The sequence below is a fragment of the Mycobacterium sp. IDUB_39 genome (genome assembly GCF_055419205.1).
Genome location: NZ_JBVAXF010000001.1, coordinates 354,669 through 373,607 on the forward strand (window position 1 = coordinate 354,669; position 18,939 = coordinate 373,607).

Annotated in this window: 12 protein-coding genes and 1 pseudogene; 11 read left to right on the top strand and 2 right to left on the bottom strand. The window is 68.3% G+C overall.

Going from position 1 to position 18,939, the window contains the following annotated elements; all coding sequences use genetic code 11:
• The first annotated feature begins 68 nt into the window (after positions 1-68).
• The 8 genes from ACZY0X_RS01760 to ACZY0X_RS01795 all read left to right on the top strand — a co-directional run bounded on the left by ACZY0X_RS01760 (position 69) and on the right by ACZY0X_RS01795 (position 13,348).
• The gene (locus tag ACZY0X_RS01760) at positions 69-1,118 is read left to right on the top strand and encodes a DUF2510 domain-containing protein (protein WP_463767875.1); all 1,050 of its coding nucleotides are present in this window, start codon (positions 69-71) and stop codon (positions 1,116-1,118) included.
• Between the two features lie 156 nt (positions 1,119-1,274).
• Positions 1,275-2,255 carry a phospholipase effector Tle1 domain-containing protein gene (locus tag ACZY0X_RS01765; RefSeq protein ID WP_463767877.1) on the top strand — a complete coding sequence of 327 codons (981 nt, stop codon included), beginning with the start codon at positions 1,275-1,277 and terminating at the stop codon, positions 2,253-2,255.
• Between the two features lie 185 nt (positions 2,256-2,440).
• The gene (locus ACZY0X_RS01770) at positions 2,441-3,268 is read left to right on the top strand and encodes a hypothetical protein (protein ID WP_463767878.1); all 828 of its coding nucleotides are present in this window, start codon (positions 2,441-2,443) and stop codon (positions 3,266-3,268) included.
• 53 nt (positions 3,269-3,321) lie between these two features.
• Positions 3,322-4,038 carry a crotonase/enoyl-CoA hydratase family protein gene (locus ACZY0X_RS01775; protein ID WP_463767879.1) on the top strand — a complete coding sequence of 239 codons (717 nt, stop codon included), beginning with the start codon at positions 3,322-3,324 and terminating at the stop codon, positions 4,036-4,038.
• Positions 4,039-4,261: 223 nt separating this feature from the next.
• Positions 4,262-7,558: an exodeoxyribonuclease V subunit gamma gene (gene recC / locus ACZY0X_RS01780; protein WP_463767880.1), complete on the top strand. Its 3,297-nt coding sequence runs from the start codon at positions 4,262-4,264 to the stop codon at positions 7,556-7,558.
• Positions 7,558-10,869, top strand: coding sequence for a UvrD-helicase domain-containing protein (locus ACZY0X_RS01785; RefSeq protein WP_463767881.1), 3,312 nt, complete (start codon positions 7,558-7,560; stop codon positions 10,867-10,869). The genes recC and ACZY0X_RS01785 overlap by 1 nt, the downstream gene beginning before the upstream one ends.
• Positions 10,866-12,611, top strand: a complete 1,746-nt coding sequence (recD, locus tag ACZY0X_RS01790) for an exodeoxyribonuclease V subunit alpha (RefSeq protein WP_463767882.1) — start codon at positions 10,866-10,868, stop codon at positions 12,609-12,611. The genes ACZY0X_RS01785 and recD overlap by 4 nt, the downstream gene beginning before the upstream one ends.
• A gap of 98 nt (positions 12,612-12,709) precedes the next feature.
• Entirely contained in the window at positions 12,710-13,348 is a 639-nt protein-coding gene (locus tag ACZY0X_RS01795; protein WP_463767883.1) for an SOUL family heme-binding protein, read from the top strand.
• Between the two features lie 22 nt (positions 13,349-13,370).
• Here the strand turns inward: ACZY0X_RS01795 and usfY are convergent, their stop codons facing one another.
• Positions 13,371-13,685: a protein UsfY gene (gene usfY / locus ACZY0X_RS01800; RefSeq protein WP_463767884.1), complete on the bottom strand. Its 315-nt coding sequence runs from the start codon at positions 13,683-13,685 to the stop codon at positions 13,371-13,373.
• Positions 13,686-13,982: 297 nt separating this feature from the next.
• Here usfY and ACZY0X_RS01805 point away from each other — a divergent pair, with 297 nt between their 5' ends.
• Complete coding sequence (locus ACZY0X_RS01805) at positions 13,983-14,939, top strand: esterase family protein (protein ID WP_463767885.1); 957 nt, start codon at positions 13,983-13,985, stop codon at positions 14,937-14,939.
• A 100-nt stretch (positions 14,940-15,039) separates the two neighbouring features.
• Positions 15,040-15,222 (top strand): annotated as a pseudogene (locus tag ACZY0X_RS01810) (GNAT family N-acetyltransferase); the annotation flags it as partial.
• A gap of 28 nt (positions 15,223-15,250) precedes the next feature.
• On the opposite strand, the gene ACZY0X_RS01815 reads toward ACZY0X_RS01810, so the two are convergent.
• Complete coding sequence (locus ACZY0X_RS01815; RefSeq protein ID WP_463768728.1) at positions 15,251-17,716, bottom strand: phosphoketolase family protein; 2,466 nt, start codon at positions 17,714-17,716, stop codon at positions 15,251-15,253.
• Positions 17,717-17,950: 234 nt separating this feature from the next.
• Between ACZY0X_RS01815 and ACZY0X_RS01820 the strand changes: the two genes are divergently transcribed.
• Complete coding sequence (locus ACZY0X_RS01820) at positions 17,951-18,835, top strand: NYN domain-containing protein (protein WP_241400924.1); 885 nt, start codon at positions 17,951-17,953, stop codon at positions 18,833-18,835.
• Positions 18,836-18,939: the final 104 nt, after the last annotated feature.

Sequence of the window (18,939 nt, forward strand, 5' to 3'; positions counted from 1 at the left end):
CTGCCCACCTGCGATAGTGTCCGATCTCGCAGCGCCCCTCAAAGGCGCGTGACGGGGAGGACCCTGCGATGACCACACCATCCGTGCCTGCCGGTTGGTACTCAGATCCCGATGACCCGCAAGCCGTGCGCTACTGGGATGGCACCGCCTGGACCGACGGGCCAGTTGCCGAGCAGGCCGCGACGGAGGTCGCCCCTCCCGAACGCCAACCGTCATTGGAGCCCGTCGAACTCGAGCAACCCGTCTTCGAGTCGTTCGAGACACCCTCGTTCGAGTCCATCTCGTCGGGACCGACCGAGACACCCGCCCCGCCGCCCGCCTCCGCCCCGGCACCCGCCTCCGCCCCGGCACCCGAGGCACCCCCGGCGCCCTTCGATGAACCTGGCTTCCCGACCCCGACAGATGCGCCCACCACCGCCGCAGGGCCGCAACCCGGGTTCCAGACGCCGCCGTGGGAGTCGCCGACCACCGCGGTCCCGCTGTTCACACCCCGCTATGACGCGCCACCACCGAATCCACCGGGCGGCACCGACAACCGCAGGTTGATCATCGGCTACCTCAGCGCCGTCGGCGTACTGCTGTTGGCTTTGATTCTGGTTCTGGTTTACGCCTTGGTGATCCGCGATGACGCCGTGCCCGATGTCACGTCGTCTCCCTCATCGGCTTCTGCGGCGCCTTCGGCGGAATCAACGACGTCGGCCGCATCCGAGCCCCCCACCGAGGCCGTGGCCGCGCCGGCGGCCGGTGAGATCGTCGACGGTCCGTTCACCATCTCGGTCACCTCCACCGAGCGAGGTGACACCATCTCCTCGACTGTCAACGAGTCCCTCGAGAAGACCGCCGCCGGCGAGTTCCTCGTTGTGTACCTGAATGTCGGCAACACCAGTGGCGACGTGCAGGAGTTCGTGTCGAGCCTGCAGATACTCAATACCGACGCGGGCACCATCGCACCAGACGACGAGGCGTCCCTCTATCTCGGCGGTGGCGTCGTCATCGTCAGTCCGGGTGAGACGCTCGAGACGGCGGTCGCATTCGACGTGCCCGTCGGCACGGTGGCCAGCGGAATCATCGTGCATGGCGTCCCCGGTATGGCCGGTGGCGAACTGCCGGTCGAATAGAACCCCTCCGATTGCGCATTTCGCAGCAAACGGAACAGCGGTAGCGGTAATCCGTCGCCCGTTGCCGATCCAGATGCGCAAATCAGCTGACACCGGCGCGGGTGGTTGGCACACTGAACAGTAGGCGTCGACAATTCCGCCATCGGGGGTTCAGTCGTGAAGAACGTCGTGCTGTGCTTTGACCAGGTTCGCCATCTGGGGGTCGGGGGCGACACCAATGCCACGGCTCTGTTCGGCCTGCTCGATCAGTCGGGCGGACAAGTCTGCTGGTACCACTCGGGTTCGACGCGCTGGGCCCGGGCTCGCGACCAGCACGCCGAGGCCCGCGCGGCGATCGGCGGCGGTTATGCGTTTCTGCGGCGCTGCTGGGAGCCGGGCGATTCGATCTTCGTCTTCGGGGCGGGTCACGGCGCGTTCTGCGCCCAGGCGCTGATCCGACTGGTGAACACCGTGGGCATCCTGCCGTGGTCGTTGGACGACATGGTCGGCCACGTGGTGGCGGCGTATGCAATGCCGCGCACCCGTCGTACGCCGCGGGAGTGGCAGGCGGTGCGCGCGACATTCGCCGCGTTGGCGGACGGCAACGAGCAGCCGGTCGTCGCCTACCTCGGGTTGTGGGATGCGCTGCGGGACGCCACGCTGCCGATGCCGCCGCCGGAGTTGCTCGCCGTTCGCGGGGGCAGACACGCGATGGCCGCCGATGGCGCATCGGTGCTGGATCGCCCGGTGACGATGATGGGCGACGCGGTGGAGCAGGCCTGGTTCCGCGGCGGACACTGTGATGTCGCGGGCGGCCCGGGCGCCTGCCGCCCCCTCGCGGGTATCGCCCTGAACTGGGTGCTCGACGCCGCCGCCACCGCCGGACTTCGGGTCCGGGACCGCGCGACGACAACACCTCCAGAACACGCGGACGCACTGGCGGGCAGCGCGCGCAGCCTGCCGTTGCGGAAGGTGCCCGACGACGCCGTGGTCCACGCCAGCGTCGAGGCCTACGTTGCGGCGCATCCGCAGTACTGGCGCCGGTTGCCTGCCCAGTTCACCTGGACCGACCGCGACTGGCTGGCGCGCGGCGAACGCCTGGTCCCCGCGCCCGCGCCGACACCCGCCCCCGCCGAGCTGACCGCCATCGCGTCCTGAGCGGCGCAGCGTCCTGAGTGGCGCAGCGTCCTGAGCGGCGCGCTGTCGCTGCGCGCGGACCGATCCCGCGGTAGGTTCCGAGTCGGAACTTCAGCAAACTTCGCTCGGCGCGGTTCCCGATTGCGTCAGCGAAGCGTTAGTGTCCTGAGCAAACCTGATGACCGCGTGAAGGCAGTGGGGATTCGATGACCATCAGTTGGGACGACGTGACAGGCCTCGGCTCAGCGGGATGGTTGGCCATCGCCGTGTGGGGGGCCCTGATACTCGGCGTGATCGTGCTCGTCTACGCAAACCGCCAGATCAAGAAGAATCGGCTGCTCAAGACCGAGCAGATCCGCCCGCAGGTCGCCATGTACATGGAGCCGCACGCCGCGGACTGGCACGTCATCGAACTCGTGGTGCGCAACTACGGCCAGACCGCCGCACACGACATCCGCTTCGACTTCGCCAACCCGCCGACGGTGGCCGCCTACGAGGACCACGGTTACGACGGGCCGCCCGAGGTCGCCGAACTGGATCTCCCCAGCGAACTGCCCCTCCTCGCCCCCGGGCAGGAGTGGCGAACGGTCTGGGACTCGGCGATCAGCCGGGAGGAACTCGGCGGCTCGATCCGGTCCCGCTTCGACGGCACGCTGACCTACTCCGACGAGCCCCGCCCGGTGGGCGGCAAGAAGTCGCGGGCGTGGAGCAGGCGCCAGACATTCGAGTCGAAGGTGTGCCTGGACTGGGCGACACTGCAGCCGGCCCAGCGCCTCGAGCTGTTGACGACACACGACCTGGCCAAGCGGGAGAAACAGAAGCTCGAGTTGCTGCGCAACGTGCTGACCTATTTCCACTACGCATCCAAGGAGACGCGGCCGGACGTGTTCCGGGCCGAGATCGAGCGAATGAAGCGTGCCGTGGCGGAGACTCAAGATCGTTGGCGGACAGCGCAGTTCGACCAGACCACCGAACTCGACTTCCCCTGGATCAAGGACGACGCCGCCGGAAGGCACCACGTCAACAATCGGTGACGGTGCGCTGCGTAACATCGGCCACAACAACCGCACTCGAGGGAGCATCAACGATGAGCAGCCCGGTCAGCTATGCCCAGAACGAACTCGTTGCCACGATCACGCTGGACGACGGCAAGGTCAACGTGCTGTCGCCGGCGATGCAGGAGCACATCAACGCCGCACTCGATCAGGCCGAGGCGGCCGCGGCCAGTGGTGACGTCAAGGCGATCGTGCTCGCCGGCAACTCGAAGGTGCTCAGCGCCGGGTTCGATCTGGGGGTTTTCAACTCCGGTGACGCCGCCGCCGCGCTCGGGATGCTGTCCGGCGGTTTCGAGCTGTCGATCCGCCTGTTGACCTTCCCGGTGCCTGTCGTCATCGCCGCGACGGGGCCTGCCATCGCGATGGGGGCCTTCCTGCTCCTGAGCGGCGACCACCGGGTCGGTTCTCCGAGTTCGCGGTGCCAGGCCAATGAGACCGCCATCGGCATGGTGCTGCCGATCTCCGCGATCGAGATCATGCGGATGCGGTTGACGCGCGCGGCGTTTCAGCGCGCCGTCGCCCTCGCGGCGACGTTCGCCGGTGATGCCGCGGTGTCGGCGGGGTGGGTCGATGAGATCGTCGAGACGGAGAACGTGCTCGCCCGCGCCCACGACGTGGCTGCGGAGTTCGCGACAACCCTGCACGCCAAGGCACACCTCGCCTCCAAGCTGAAGGCCCGCGAGGACGCTCTGGCGGCCATTCGCGCCGGAATCGACGGACTGCCCACCGAGTTCAGCGGCGGTAAGTAACGGCGCCACCGGACGGCCAGTCCCAGGCTTCCACTCCAACCTCTCCAGCCTCTGCGCCGCCCAGCCGCTCCCGAGGCGGGGATGCGTGTGCCCGCAATCATCGTGGTCCTCCCGGCCGGTCCCATGCCGTCAGGGGATGTCGCTGACCTTGCACTCCGCTCGTCGGCGCAAACCCGACGACTTGCGCAACGGTGTCGGACGCGGGCCCTAGGGTAGATCTCAAATGGGCCTTCATCTCCACCGTGCGGAACGCACCGACGTCCTCGCCGACGGGCTCGCAGATCTACTCGCCCAACCGCTCGCCGACCCGTTCGCCCTGGAGTTGGTGCTCGTTCCCGCGCGTGGTGTCGAGCGTTGGCTCTCCCAGCGCCTGTCACACGTGTTGGGTCGCGGCTCGGGTGCCGACGGGGTGTGTGCGGGCATCGAGTTCCGCAACCCGCACTCACTGATCGCCGAGATCACCGGCAGCGGCCGCAACCCCGGCGACGACCCGTGGGCCCCCGACACCATGGTGTGGCCGCTGCTCGAGGTGATCGATGCCAGCCTCGACGAGGGCTGGTGCCGCACGCTGGCCGCCCACCTGGGTCACTTCGAGACGGGCGAGGCCGAGCGCGAGCTGCGGCTGGGGCGGCGCTACGTCGTCGCCCGGCGCATCGCAGGCCTGTTCGCGTCCTACGCCAGACAACGCCCGCAATTGCTCATCGACTGGCTGGCGGCCGTCACCGGTGACCTCCCCAGTGACGTCGCCTGGCAGCCTCCGCTGTGGCGGGCACTCGTGGCGCGGGTGCCCGCCGACCCACCCCACATTCGCCATGCGAACACCCTTGCCCGCCTACAGGATTCGGCGATGGACCTGCCGCAGCGGCTCTCGCTGTTCGGACACACCCGGCTGCCGGTGACCGAGGTGGAGTTGATCACCGCGCTGGCAAGCCATCACGACCTGCACCTGTGGCTGCCCCACCCCAGCGACGCGCTGTGGCAGGCACTGCGCGGCGTGCGAGGCTCGGTGCCCCGTCGCGAGGACAGCAGTCACCGCGTGGTCGGCCATCCGCTGCTGGCCACCCTTGGCCGGGATCTGCGCGAGCTGCAGCGCGGCCTGCCCGACGACATCGGCACCGACGAGCACCTCGAGGCCGGCGACCATCCCGCCACGCTGCTCGGCTGGCTGCAATCCGATATCGCCGCGAATGCCGTTCGCCCACAGGGTCGGACATTCACACCGTCCGACCGCTCGGTGCAGGTGCACGCGTGCCACGGCCCTGCCCGACAGGTCGACGTGCTGCGGGAGGTGCTGCTCGGTCTGCTGGTCGATGACCCGACCCTGGAACCGCGCGACATCCTGGTGATGTGCCCGGACATCGAGACCTACGCGCCGCTGATCAACGCCGACTTCGGGCTCGGTGACATCCTTCCCGGCGTGCACCCGGCTCACCGGCTGCGCATGCGGTTGGCCGATCGCGCGCTCGTCCAGACCAACCCGCTGCTCGGCGTGGCGACCGAGGTGCTCGCCCTGGCTGGCAGCAGGGTCACCGCCAGCGAGGTGCTCAACCTCGCGCAGGCCGCCCCGGTGCGGGCACGCTTCGGATTCACCGACGATAACCTCGAGGACATCACCCGCTGGGTCCGGCAGGCCAACGTGCGCTGGGGTTTCGACCAGGAGCATCGCAAGCCGTACGGCGTCGACTTCGTGCACAACACATGGCGTTTCGGAATCGACCGCGTACTGGCTGGTGTCGCGATGTCCGATGACGCCCACGCCTGGATCGACTCCACGTTGCCCCTGGACGACGTGAGCAGCAACCGCATCGAACTGGCGGGCAAGCTCGCCGAGTTCATCGACCGCCTGCAGCGAACGGTCACCTCACTGACCGGTGCGCGGCCGCTGCGGGACTGGCTGAGCGCTGTGACCGACGGCATCACGATGCTGACCCGCATCAGCGATGCCGATGCGTGGCAGCTCAGTCAGATGCAGCGCGAGTTCGGTGACGTCCTGCGCGACGCGGGCACCCACGCCGACACCGAGATGCGGCTGCCCGATATCAACGCGCTGCTACAACGCCACCTCGCCGGCCGGCCGACGCGGGCCAACTTCCGGACCGGCACGCTGACGGTGTGCACGATGGTGCCGATGCGGTCGGTGCCGCACCGGGTGGTGTGCCTGGTGGGCCTCGACGACGGTGTGTACCCGCGTCGCGGCGCCATCGACGGCGACGACGTGCTGGCGCGGGACCCCATGACCGGTGAGCGCGACATCCGTTCAGAGGACCGGCAACTGCTGCTCGACGCCATTGGCGCGACCACGGAGAAACTGGTCATCACCTACACCGGGGCCAACGCCTACTCGGGCCAGCCGCGTCCGCCCGCCGTACCACTGGCCGAACTCCTGGACGCACTGGAGGCCACCACGCCCGCTCCGGTACGCGACGCGATCGTCGTCCATCATCCGCTGCAGCCCTTCGACATTCGCAATGTCGTGCCCGGCGGCTTGGTGCCGGATGTGCCGTTCACGTTCGACTCGACGGTTCTGCGGGCGGCTCGCACCAGCACCGGCGAGCGGTCTGAGCAGCCGAAGTTCGTCTCCGGACCGCTCCCGCCGCGGCCGACTGACGATGTCGCGCTCGCCGATCTCGTCGGGTTCTTCAAGGATCCGGTCAAGGGTTTCTTCCGCGCGCTGGACTACACGCTGCCGTGGGATGTCGACGGCGTCGCGGACGAGATGCCCGTCGACATCGACGCTCTCGAGGAGTGGTCGGTGGGCGACCGAATGCTCACCGACATGCTGCGCGGCATGGAGGCCAAGGACGCCCGGCAGGCGGAGTGGCGCCGCGGCACCGTGCCTCCTGGCCAGCTCGGCTGGCGCAAGACAACCCAGCTGCTCACCCAGGCCGACCTACTGGCCGAGGCGGCACGCCGCCATCGCACCGCCGAGCCCAGCGCGTACGACGTGGACGTCGAACTCGACGGTGGGCGTCGGCTCACGGGGACGGTGTCGCCGGTCTTCGGCGACCGAATGGTCTCGGTGACCTACTCCAAACTGGGCGGCAAGCACCTACTGGCATCGTGGATTCCGTTGCTGGCGTTGTTCGCCCACCGCCCGAATCGGGATTGGTCGGCCATCTGCATCGGCCGACCACCGCGCGGCACGGATCCACGCGAGCAGACGCTCGGCCGTCCCGAGGAGTCGGCGGTCGACCTGTTGCGGGACCTGGTGGCGATCTACGACGCGGGGCGGCGTGAACCGCTTCCACTGCCGATCAAGACGTCCTACGCCTGGGCCGCTGCCCGGCACAGCGGTGATGACCCGGAGCGGGCCGCGGGGTTCCGGTGGAAGTCGGGCAACTTCCCCGGCGAGGAGGCCGACCCGGCCCAGGTGCGCGCATGGGGGCAGGGTGCATGGCTCAGGGATCTGATGCAACCACTGCGGCCGGGCGAGGAGTACGACGGCGAGACCAATCGCCTCGGCGCCTACGCCGCGCGGCTCTGGTTGCCGATGCTGCGTGCCGAGGGGAGGCGTGGGTGATGGAGCGTTTCGACCTGCAGGGTCCGCTGCCCGCCGCGCCGTCGACCACCGTGCTGGAGGCCAGTGCGGGCACCGGCAAGACGTTCGCCCTGGCCGGGTTGGTGACGCGCTACGTCGCCGAGGGCGAGGCGACGCTGGACCAGATGCTGCTCATCACGTTCGGCCGCGCGGCCAGCCAGGAGCTTCGCGAGCGGGTCCGCTGCCAGATCGCGCAAGCCGCAGCGGCTTTCGATGATGCCTCGCTGGCCGGTGACAACAAGCTGGTCGCCCACCTGTTGGACGCCACCGATGCCGAACGCGTCGCCCGTCAGCAGCGGTTGCGCGACGCACTGGCCAACTTCGACGCCGCGACGATCGCCACCACCCATCAGTTCTGCCAGCTGGTGTTGAAGTCCCTCGGTGTGGCCGGTGACTCCGATTCCGGTGTCACCCTGGTGGAGAGCCTGACCGACCTGGTCACCGAGATCGTCGACGACCTCTACCTCGCACACTTCGGGCATCAGCGTGAGGACCCGGAACTGACCTACCCCGATGCGCTGAGACTCGCGCGGGAAGTGGTGGCCAACCCTGCGACCGAGTTGCGGCCCCGTGACCCCGCACCCGAGTCCCGTGCCGCGGTCTGCATCACGTTCGCCAAACGCGTTCTCGCCGAACTGGAGCTGCGCAAGCGCAGGCTCGGCATCCTGAGCTACGACGATCTTCTGACACGCCTGGCCGACGCGCTGGAGCCGCTGGACTCCCCCGCCAGGGTCCGCATGCACCAACGCTGGCCCATCGTGATGGTCGACGAGTTCCAGGACACCGACCCCGTGCAGTGGGAAGTGATCGACCGCGCATTCAGCGGACGCTCGACGGTGATCCTGATCGGCGACCCGAAGCAGGCGATCTACGCGTTTCGCGGCGGCGATATCGTCACCTACCTGCGTGCCGCCGAGACCGCGGGCGCCAAGAAGACGCTGGGCACCAACTGGCGCAGCGACGCCGCACTGGTCGACCGGCTGCAGGTCGTGCTGCGCGACGCCGAGCTCGGCAACCCGGCGATCGTCGTGCACGACGTGGACGCCGCGCATCAAGGCCACCGGCTGGTCGGGGCGCCACACGGCGATCCGTTCCGGTTGCGCGTGGTGGAGCGACCGACGTTCGGCCGCAGCGGAACCCAGAACGTGGCGATCGCCGATCTGCGTCGGCACATCGGCCAGGATCTGGCCAACGACATCGGCGCGCTGCTCACCAGCGGCGCCACGTTCGACGGTGAGCCCGTCCAGGCAGGCGACGTCGCGATCATCGTCGAGACGCACCGGGATGCGCGGGCATGTCAGCGTTCGTTGACTGCGGCGGGTATCCCCTGCGTCTACACCGGCGACTCGGACATCTTCACCTCCGCCGCGGCCGATGACTGGCTGTCGCTGTTGGAGGCCTTCGACCAGCCGCACCGCACCGGGGTGGTGCGCGCCGCCGCGGCCACGATGTTCTTCGGCCACACCGCGCAGACGCTGGTGGCAGGTGGTGACGCGTTGACCGACCGGATCGCAGAGACGCTGCGGGAGTGGGCAGGCCATGCCCGCGAGCGTGGTGTGGCGGCGATATTCGAGGCCGCGCAGCTAGGCGGTATGAGTGACCGGGTGCTGTCGTGGCGTGACGGCGAGCGGCACATGACCGACCTCGCGCACATGACGCAGCTGCTGCAGGACGTCGCGCACCGCGAGCACTACACGCTGCCCGCGCTGCGCGACTGGTTGCGCGCCGAGCGTGACGACCGGGGCGGAGCCACCGAGCGCAACCGCCGCCTCGACAGTGACGCGGCCGCGGTACAGATCATGACGGTGTGGGTGAGCAAGGGGCTGCAGTACCCGATTGTGTACCTGCCCTTTGCCTTCAACCGCTATGTGCCGGAGCCCGAACTGATCCTCTTCCACGACGGCGACACCCGGTGTCTGCACGTCGGCGGCAAGGACAGCCCCGACTATCACGCCGTTGCGAAGCTGGGGCGCGAGGAGTCCGCGGGTGACGACAGCCGCCTGACGTATGTCGCGCTAACCCGCGCGCAGGCCCAGGTGGTGGCGTGGTGGTCGTCGGGCCGCGATGAACCCAACGGCGGGCTGTCCCGGCTACTGCGTGGTCGGCGACCGGGCGAACGCGTCGTGCCGGAACGCTGTGTGCCCGCCAAGATCAGCGATGACGACGCGCTGGCGCGGCTGCGCGAGTGGGAGGCGCTCGGCGGGCCCGTGCTCGAGCAGTCGGTGCTGGGGCCGGCACCGGCGCTGCCGTCGGTGACGGCACCGACCGATCTCGACGCCCGGCACTTTCACCGCAGCATCGACCTGCGCTGGCGCCGCACCTCCTACTCGGGCCTGATCCGGGTGGCCGAGACACCAGGTGTTGGCAGCGAACCCGAGATCGTCGAACTCGACGACGAGGTGGCCGATATCCCGCTGGTGGCACCGTCGGGGGGACCGTCGGTGCCGTCGCCGATGGCCGATCTGCCGACGGGCGCGCAGTTCGGCACCCTGGTGCACTCGGTGCTGGAGACCGCCGATCCCCTGGCGGCGGATCTGGCCGCGCAGTTGGAGACCCACGTCGGTGAGCATCTGGCGTGGTGGCCCGTCGACGTGTCACCACGTGCGCTGGCGGAGGCGTTGGTGCCGCTGCACGACACCCCACTGGGCCCGCTCGCGGGCGATCTGACGCTGCGTGAGATCGGGCTGCCCGACCGACTGCGCGAGATGAACTTCGAGATCCCCTTGGCCGGCGGCGATCTGGTGACCGAAGCACCCGACATCGCGCTGCGTGACGTCGGCGCGCTGATGGCCCGGCACGTGCGCGCGCCCGATCCGCTCGCGGCCTACGCCGACCGGCTCTCGGGTGACGCGCTGGGGCATCAGTCGTTGCGCGGATACCTCAACGGGTCGATCGATGCGGTGCTGCGGATCCCCGACGCCGAGGGCCCCGCCGACGGCCACCGATATGTGGTGGTGGACTACAAGACCAACTGGCTGGGTGACGGTAACGAGCCGTTGACCGCGGCCGACTACGACCGGCCCCGACTGGTCGAGGCGATGTTGCACTCGGACTACCCGCTGCAGGCGTTGCTCTACAGCGTGGTGCTGCACCGGTTCCTGCGGTGGCGCCAACCGGGGTACGACCCCGACCGTCATCTGGGCGGAATCCTGTATCTGTTCGTGCGCGGCATGTGTGGCCCGCAGACACCGCTGATCGACGGGCACTACGCCGGGGTGTTCGACTGGCGGCCGCCGTCGGCGTTGATCGTCGAGATGTCCGATCTCCTCGATGCGGGCAGGGCTGTCGCGTGAGCACGCTCGAGGTGCCCGACGCCGCGGACTGGCGGCGCGCCGTCGGTGCGTCGGGGCTGTTGGCGGCCTTCAATGAGGCGGGCGTCATCGATTCGTCGGATGTCCTTGTCGCGCAGCGCCTGACCGCACTCGGGGAGGATAACGACGAGCTGGTGGCGTTGGCCGTCGCGTTCGTGGTCCGCGGGTTGCGCAGCGGCTCGGTGTGCGTCGACGTGCGCGCCTTGGAGGCTCAGGTCGACGTGAGCGATCTGCCGTGGCCCGTGCCCGACGAGTGGCTCGCCGCGGTTGCGGCCAGCCCGCTGCTCGGAGCGCCGCACGTCCTGCGCATGCGTGATGAGCTGCTCTACCTCGATCGGTACTGGCGCGAGGAACAGCAGGTCGCCGACGATCTTCTGACGATGGTGTCCGACGGTGTGGGTGTGGCGACCGCCACCGACGCCGGTCGACTGTTCCCGGCGGGTTATGACGAGCAGCGGGTGGCCGCCGAGCTGGCGCTCAACCAGCGCCTGACGGTGCTGACCGGCGGGCCCGGCACCGGGAAGACCACGACGGTCGCGCGTCTGCTCGCGTTGCTCGCCGGGGAGGCGCAGGCCGCCGGGGCGCCGCGGCTGCGGATCGCGTTGGCGGCGCCGACAGGGAAGGCCGCCAACCGGCTGCAGGAGGCCGTGCAGGCGGAGATCGACCTACTCGAGCCCGTTGATCGCCAGCGAATCTCGGGGTTGGCTGCCACCACGCTGCACCGGCTTCTCGGCAGCCTGCCGGACAGCTCGTCGCGGTTCCGGCACCATCGCGGCAATCGACTCCCCCACGATGTCATCGTCGTCGACGAGACCTCGATGGTGTCGCTGACGATGATGGCGCGGCTGCTCGAGGCGGTGCGTCCCGAGGCCCGGCTGCTGCTTGTCGGCGATCCCGACCAGTTGGCCTCGGTGGACGCCGGCGCCGTGCTCGCGGATCTGGTCGACGGGCTCGGGCGCCGGAGCGATGTGCGGGTCGCCGAGCTGAGGACCTCACACCGGTTCGGCGAGACGATCGGGGCGCTGGCCGCCGCGATCCGCGACGGTGCCGCCGACCTCGCCGTGGAGGTGCTGCGCGCCGGCGGGGATCACGTCGAGTGGCTCGAGGTCGATGACCCGGCGCCCGAACTGCGCAAAGTGCTAGTGCCCCAGGCACTTGCCGTGCGAAAGGCGGCGATGCTCGGCGACGGGCCGTCGGCGCTGGCCACGCTCGAGGAGCACCGGCTGCTGTGTGCGCACCGGCGCGGCCCCTACGGTGTGCAGCACTGGAATTACCAGGTGGAGCGGTGGCTGACCGAGGCGACCGGTGAACCGATCTGGTCGGCCTGGTACGTGGGGCGGCCGATCCTGGTCACGGCCAACGACTACGGGCTGGGACTGTTCAACGGCGACACCGGTGTGACGCTGGCCGGCGAGGCCGGACTGCGGGCGGTCGTCGCGGGCACCGATGCGCCGCTGAGCTTCGGAACCGGTCGGCTGTCCGACGTCGAGACCATGCACGCGATGACCATCCACAAGAGCCAGGGCTCGCAGGCGGCCGAGGTCACGGTGTTGATGCCGCCGGTGGACTCCCGGTTGTTGACGCGCGAACTGTTCTACACCGCGGTGACCCGCGCGAAGACGAAGGTGCGCGTCGTCGGGTCGGCCGACGAGGTTCGCGCCGCGATCGACCGCCGCGCGGTGCGCGCGACCGGGTTGGCGTCGCGGTTGAGCGCCTCGTCCTGACCCGGCTTGCGTTCGGTCGTCACAGATATGTCACCGCTTCCACGTGTGTGCGGCGGCAGACTGGCAATCACCGGCATCAACGAGGAGGGGGTGCGTCCATGCTGAGTCGACTGGCATCACTGGCCGTGCAGGTCGTCGAATCGGCACTGATGATCGTCGGGATACGCATCGGCACCGAGGAGCCGTCCCATACCAGCGAACCACTCGCCGATAACGTCGAGTTACGCCGCTACGGCCCGAGGATAGCGGCCGAGACCGTCGTCGCGGCCGACGAGGACGCCGCACGCAGTGAAGGCTTTCGCCGTCTCGCGGGCTACATCTTCGGCAAGAACCACGGCTCGGACGCCATCGCCATGACGGCCCCCGTTGGCCAATCGAAGGCGGGGCAGTCGATCGCGATGACCGCGCCGGTCGCCCAGTCCGCGCAGCCCGGCGGCGCCGACACTGGCTGGGTGATCCGGTTCTTCATGCCGTCCAAGTGGACCATGCAGACGCTCCCCGCACCCGATGACGACCGCGTCCGGCTGATCGAGGTGCCCGCCGAAACGTTCGCCGTCCTGACGTTCACCGGCGACCGCGGTCCCGATGCCGTCGAGGCGCGAACAGCCGAGCTGCGGGAATCGTTGCGCGCCTATGGCATCGAGGCGACGGGCGATCCCACGGTGTGGTTCTACGACCCGCCATGGACGCTGCCGTTTCGTCGCCGCAACGAGATCGCGATACCCGTCTCGGCGTGATCGCCGCCCGCTGGGGCCAGCGCTACGCGTGCAGGTGCCGCTGCCGCTCCGGATGTTCGGCGAGCCAGCGCTGCTCGACACGCTTGACCCGGCGGTGTTCCAGCGTGATCAGGATCGCGCCCGCGGTCACCAGTGCGCCGGCGATGAACCCGAGAGCCAGCTGCACGCCACTGTTGCCATACGCGGTGGCAAAAATGAACCCGGCGATGGTGACGGTGCCGAACATGATGAGGATCAGGCCGGGCAGCCACAGCGTGTCGATGAACGATTCGCCGGCATGCGGCTGAGTGGTGCGGGCGTGGTCCACAGGATCGTGATACGCACCCTTCATCTGCATCTCCCTTCCTCGCGAGATGCCCCCAGCGTACGCCTGCTTGTGAGGTAGGTCACATATTGCCAAAACGCCCTCAGCATGCGTCCGTCATGCTTGCGTAGGAGTCGTGGGACGCGGTTGACCTGCATGTACCTGGTTGGTCGCGGGCAGTACCGGCGGGTTGTCACGCCTGTCGGGGGGTAAACGGGTAACGAAGGGGTACTTAGTCCCGAGAAATCCAGTAGCAGAGGCCTCCGCCCCACCCGCTGCGTGCGGCCGATTACGACCTGTGCGGGTCTTCGACAACAGATGGGCAGTGGGATGACGTTCAGTTTCCGAGGCGCGTGGCGCCGGATTGCGGTGGTCGCCGTGTCAGCGGCGGTGTTGCCTGGCCTGGTCGGTATCGCCGGGGGTTCGGCGACCGCAGGCGCCTACTCCCGGCCGGGCCTTCCGGTCGAGACCCTGATGGTGCCGTCGGCGTCCATGGGCCGCGATATTCCGATCAGGTTCCAGGGCGGTGGCTCACACGCGGTGTACCTGCTCGACGGGCTGCGCGCGCGGGATGACAACAGCGGGTGGGACATCGAGACCAACGCATTCGAGGACTTCTACGAGTCGGGTGTCGCAGTGGTCATGCCGGTCGGCGGAATGTCGAGCTTCTACACCAACTGGAATGCCCCCGCTGTGGGCAATGGACAGACCCAGACCTACAACTGGGAGACCTTCCTGAGCTCGGAACTGCCGGCGTACCTGTCGGCGAACAAGGGGATCTCTCCGTCGGGGAATGCCGTGGTCGGGTTGTCGATGGCCGGCAGCGCCGCGCTGATCCTGGCCGCGTACCACCCCGGCACCTTCTCCTACGCCGGGTCGCTGTCGGGATTCCTCAACCTCTCGCAGGGGATGTGGCCGACGCTGGTCGGTTTCTCGATGCGGGATTCGGGCGGCTTCGACGCGAACGCGATGTGGGGTCCGGGCGGCGGGCCGGAGTGGCAGCGCAACGACCCGACACTGCAGGCGGGCAGGCTGGCGGCCAACGGCACCCGGCTCTGGGTGTACACCGGCAACGGCACGCCCACCGAGCTGGGCGGCGGCGATCTGCCTGCCACCGTGCTTGAGGGGATGACGAAGGACAGCAACATCGCCTTCCAGAACGCGTACACCGCCGCGGGCGGCAACAACGCCACCTTCAACTTCCCGCCCAACGGCACGCACAACTGGGCCTACTGGGGCGCGCAGCTCGAGGCCATGAAGCCCGACATCGTGCGTTCGCTGGGGTAGTTCACTCTCAGCCCGAACGTGAAGAAGATGGCCATGTTTCGCGAGAACCTCGCCATCTTCTTCACGTTCGGCGAACCGTGGCAGGGTGGAGGGAAACTCACGGGTGTTTCCGCACACCGAGGTCGACGACGCCTTCGAGGGTCGCGGCCTGGCCACCGTCCTTATCAGCGAGGCACTGGCACAGACCAGGTCCGAGGGGCTGCGGATCGTGCCGGAGTGCCCGGCGGTGATCGCCTACCTCGAGAAGCATCCTGAGTACGCGGACATCGTCGACCGCCCCTAGCCCACTCTCAGCCCGCTCAGAGTGAGGCTCATTCGTTGTCGCCTCCGGTCGACGCGGTCTTGTCGAGATCTGTCACCTCGACCGCTGCACGCGCCGCCGGCCACACCCAGTCCCGCACCTCGGGGATATCGTCGCCGTGCTCACGGGTGTACTCGCGTGCGGCGAGCCGCTTGTCGCTCAACCGTTGCCGCAGCGGCGCCGCCTTGGACTGCAGGAATGGCACGCGGTCGATGACGTCCATCGCCAGGTGGTAGCGATCCAGGTCGTTGAGCATCACCATGTCGAACGGCGTGGTGGTGGTGCCCTCCTCCTTGTAGCCGCGCACGTGCAGGTTGGGATGCCCGACCCGTCGGTAGGTCAACCGATGGATCAGCCAGGGGTAGCCGTGATAGGCGAAGATGATCGGCTTGTCGACGGTGAATATCGCGTCGAAGTGCTTGTCGGACAACCCGTGCGGGTGCTCGCTGTCGGACTGCAGTCTCATCAGGTCCACCACGTTGACGAACCGGATCAACAGGTCGGGCAGGTCCCGCTTGAGCAGGTCGACCGCCGCGAGCGCCTCCAGTGTGGGGACGTCGCCGGCGCAGGCGATGACGACATCGGGATCCTCGCCCAGCATCTCGGTGCCCGCCCACTCCCAGATGCCCAACCCGCGCGTGCAGTGCGCGATGGCCTGCTCCATGTTCAGGAAGTTCGGGCTGGGCTGCTTGCCCGCCACCACGACGTTGACGTACTGTCGCGACCGCAGGCAGTGGTCGTAGGTCGACAGCAGCGTGTTGGCGTCCGGCGGCAGATACACCCGGACGACTTCCGCCTTCTTGTTGACGACGTGGTCGATGAACCCGGGGTCCTGGTGGGAGAACCCGTTGTGATCCTGGCGCCAGACATGGCTTGACAGAAGGTAGTTCAGGCTCGCGATCGGCCGACGCCAGGCAATGTGGTTGGTCACCTTGAGCCATTTGGCGTGCTGATTGAACATCGAGTCGATGATGTGGATGAACGCCTCGTAGCAGTTGAACAGCCCGTGCCGGCCGGTCAGCAGATACCCCTCCAGCCAGCCCTGACACTGATGCTCCGACAGCATCTCCATGACGCGCCCGGCGCGGGCCAGGTGGTCGTCGACCTCGGGTCCGAAGAACTCGGCGTTCCACTGTTTGTCGGTGGCCTCGTACACCGACTGCAGGCGGTTGGACGCGGTCTCGTCGGGTCCGAAGATGCGGAAGTTGTCCGGATTGAGCCGGACGACGTCGGTCAGCCACTGGCCCAGCACCTTGGTGGACTCGGCGATGGGCGCGCCGGGGGTGACGACGTCGACACCGTAGTCACGGAAGTCGGGCAGCCGAAGGTCCTTGAGCAGTAGACCGCCGTTGGCGTGCGGGTTGGCGCTCATGCGCAGGTCGCCCGCGGGGGCCAGGGCGGCGATGTCGGGGTCCAGGGCGCCGTTCTCGTCGAACAGTTCCTCCGCGCGATAGGACGTCAACCAGTCGTTGAGCACCTGGAGGTGTTCGGGGGTGTCGCGGGCGTTGGCGAGTGGAACCTGGTGCGCCCGCCAGGATCCCGTGGTCTTCTTGCCGTCGATGGTGGCCGGGCCGGTCCATCCCTTCGGGGTGCGGAACACGATCATCGGCCACTTCGGCCGCTGCTCATCGCCGTCGGCGGCCTTGGCCTTGAGGTCGGCGATCTCGTCGAGGACCTCGTCGAGCAGCTGCGCGAATCGGCGGTGGGCGTCGGCGTGGTCGGCCGCGGTGGCGTCGTCGGGCACCTCGAAGAAGTACGGTCGATGCCCGTAGCCCTCCATCAGGCTGCGCAGTTCGTCGGTCGGGATTCTCGCCAGCACAGTCGGATTGGCGATCTTGTAGCCGTTCAGATGCAGGATCGGCAGCACGACGCCGTCCTTGACCGGGTTGACGAACTTGTTGGAGTGCCAGCTGGTGGCCAGCGCGCCGGTCTCGGCCTCGCCGTCACCGATCACCGTGGCGACGAGCAGGTCGGGGTTGTCGAACGCGGCCCCGTATGCGTGCGACAGGGCGTAGCCGAGTTCACCGCCCTCGTGGATCGACCCCGGCGTCTCGGGCGCCACGTGCGATGGGATTCCGCCGGGGAAGGAGAACTGCCGGAACAGACGACGGATGCCCTCGGTGTCGGGCGTGATGTCGGAGTAGACCTCCGAGTACGTGCCGTCGAGATAGGCGTTGGCCACCAGCCCGGGGCCGCCGTGGCCCGGGCCGGTGACGTAGATGGTCGACTGCGCGCGCTCGGCGATCGCGCGATTGAGATGTGCGTAAAGGAAGTTCAATCCGGGCGTGGTGCCCCAGTGCCCGAGCAGCCGGGGCTTGACGTCCTCGCGTGTCAGCGGCGTGCGCAGCAGTGGATTGTCCAGCAGATAGATCTGTCCGACCGACAGGTAGTTGGCGGCTCGCCACCAGCGGTCGATTCTGGCGAGGGTGTCATCACCGACGTCGGCGCCGCGACCGGTGGGCCAGGCTGCGGGTATCGGCGTTGTCGCGGACTCGGAAATCACGGATTCGACCACCTTGATCATCGTAGGCTTCGTGCTCGCGCAGCACCGGACCGTTGGGGAGACGTTCATGTTCGAGACGCTCGGCCTGCAACTGGGCTGATGGATGCCCATCCCGCGCGCTTCGAAACCGTGTGTGCGAGTGCCCGCCTCTGAGCGACTTATGCCGGTCGATGCCGCGGCTTGCCGGTGATCGACCAGACTGAACCCATGACTGACACCGCTGCCACCCGCGTCGCGGTCTACCTCGACTTCGACAACATCGTGATCTCGCGGTATGACCAGGTCAACGGGCGTAGCTCGTTCCAGAGAGACAAGACGAAGGGGCTGGAGCAGGATCGGTTGGACCGGGCGACCGTCGACGTCGGCGCCATCATCGACTTCGCCTCGTCGTTCGGCACGCTGGTCTTGACACGCGCCTATGCGGACTGGTCGGCCGACGTCAACGCCGGATATCGCGGTCAGCTGGTCGGCCGCGCCGTCGACCTGGTCCAGCTGTTCCCGGCGGCCGCCTACGGCAAGAACGGCGCCGACATCAGGCTGGCGGTCGACGCCGTCGAGGACATGTTCCGGCTGCCCGACCTCACCCACGTGGTGATCGTGGCGGGCGACTCCGACTACATCGCGTTGGCGCAGCGCTGCAAACGGCTCGGCCGCTACGTGGTCGGGATCGGTGTCGCCGGTTCATCGAGCCGCTCACTGGCCGCGGCGTGCGACGACTTCGTCATCTATGACGCGCTCCCGGGCGTCCCGGTGTTCGAACCGGATCCGGAACCCGATGTCGTCGAGGAGGCCCCGAAGAAGCGGACGGCGCGCCGCAGCACCAAGGCCGCCGGACCGCCGGCGGAGCCGGAGCCACCGGACCCGCAGACCGCGGCCACCGCACTGCTGACGCGCGCGCTGCAGATCGGGCTGGAGAAGGACGATGTCGAGTGGCTGCACAACTCGGCGGTCAAGGCACAGATGAAGCGGATGGATCCGTCGTTCAGCGAGAAGTCGTTGGGCTTCAAGTCGTTCAGCGACTTCCTGCGCTCGCGCACCGATGTCGTGGAGTTGGACGAGAGTTCGACGACGCGGATGGTGAAGTTGAAGTAGCGGGCAGGCGGGCCCAGAAGACACGTTGCGAGTGCCCGCCTCTGAGCGACAATGCGGGTCTCGCCCGGCTCCCACTGCGTTGAGATAGCGCTCATGGCGAAGAA

Coding starts and splice junctions, on each gene's coding strand:
- ACZY0X_RS01760 (WP_463767875.1), top strand. CDS start 69: ATGACCACACCATCCGTGCCTGCCGGTTGGTACTCAGATCCCGATGAC.
- ACZY0X_RS01770 (WP_463767878.1), top strand. CDS start 2,441: ATGACCATCAGTTGGGACGACGTGACAGGCCTCGGCTCAGCGGGATGG.
- ACZY0X_RS01775 (WP_463767879.1), top strand. CDS start 3,322: ATGAGCAGCCCGGTCAGCTATGCCCAGAACGAACTCGTTGCCACGATC.
- recC (WP_463767880.1), top strand. CDS start 4,262: ATGGGCCTTCATCTCCACCGTGCGGAACGCACCGACGTCCTCGCCGAC.
- ACZY0X_RS01785 (WP_463767881.1), top strand. CDS start 7,558: ATGGAGCGTTTCGACCTGCAGGGTCCGCTGCCCGCCGCGCCGTCGACC.
- ACZY0X_RS01795 (WP_463767883.1), top strand. CDS start 12,710: ATGCTGAGTCGACTGGCATCACTGGCCGTGCAGGTCGTCGAATCGGCA.
- usfY (WP_463767884.1), bottom strand. CDS start 13,685: ATGCAGATGAAGGGTGCGTATCACGATCCTGTGGACCACGCCCGCACC.
- ACZY0X_RS01805 (WP_463767885.1), top strand. CDS start 13,983: ATGACGTTCAGTTTCCGAGGCGCGTGGCGCCGGATTGCGGTGGTCGCC.
- ACZY0X_RS01820 (WP_241400924.1), top strand. CDS start 17,951: ATGACTGACACCGCTGCCACCCGCGTCGCGGTCTACCTCGACTTCGAC.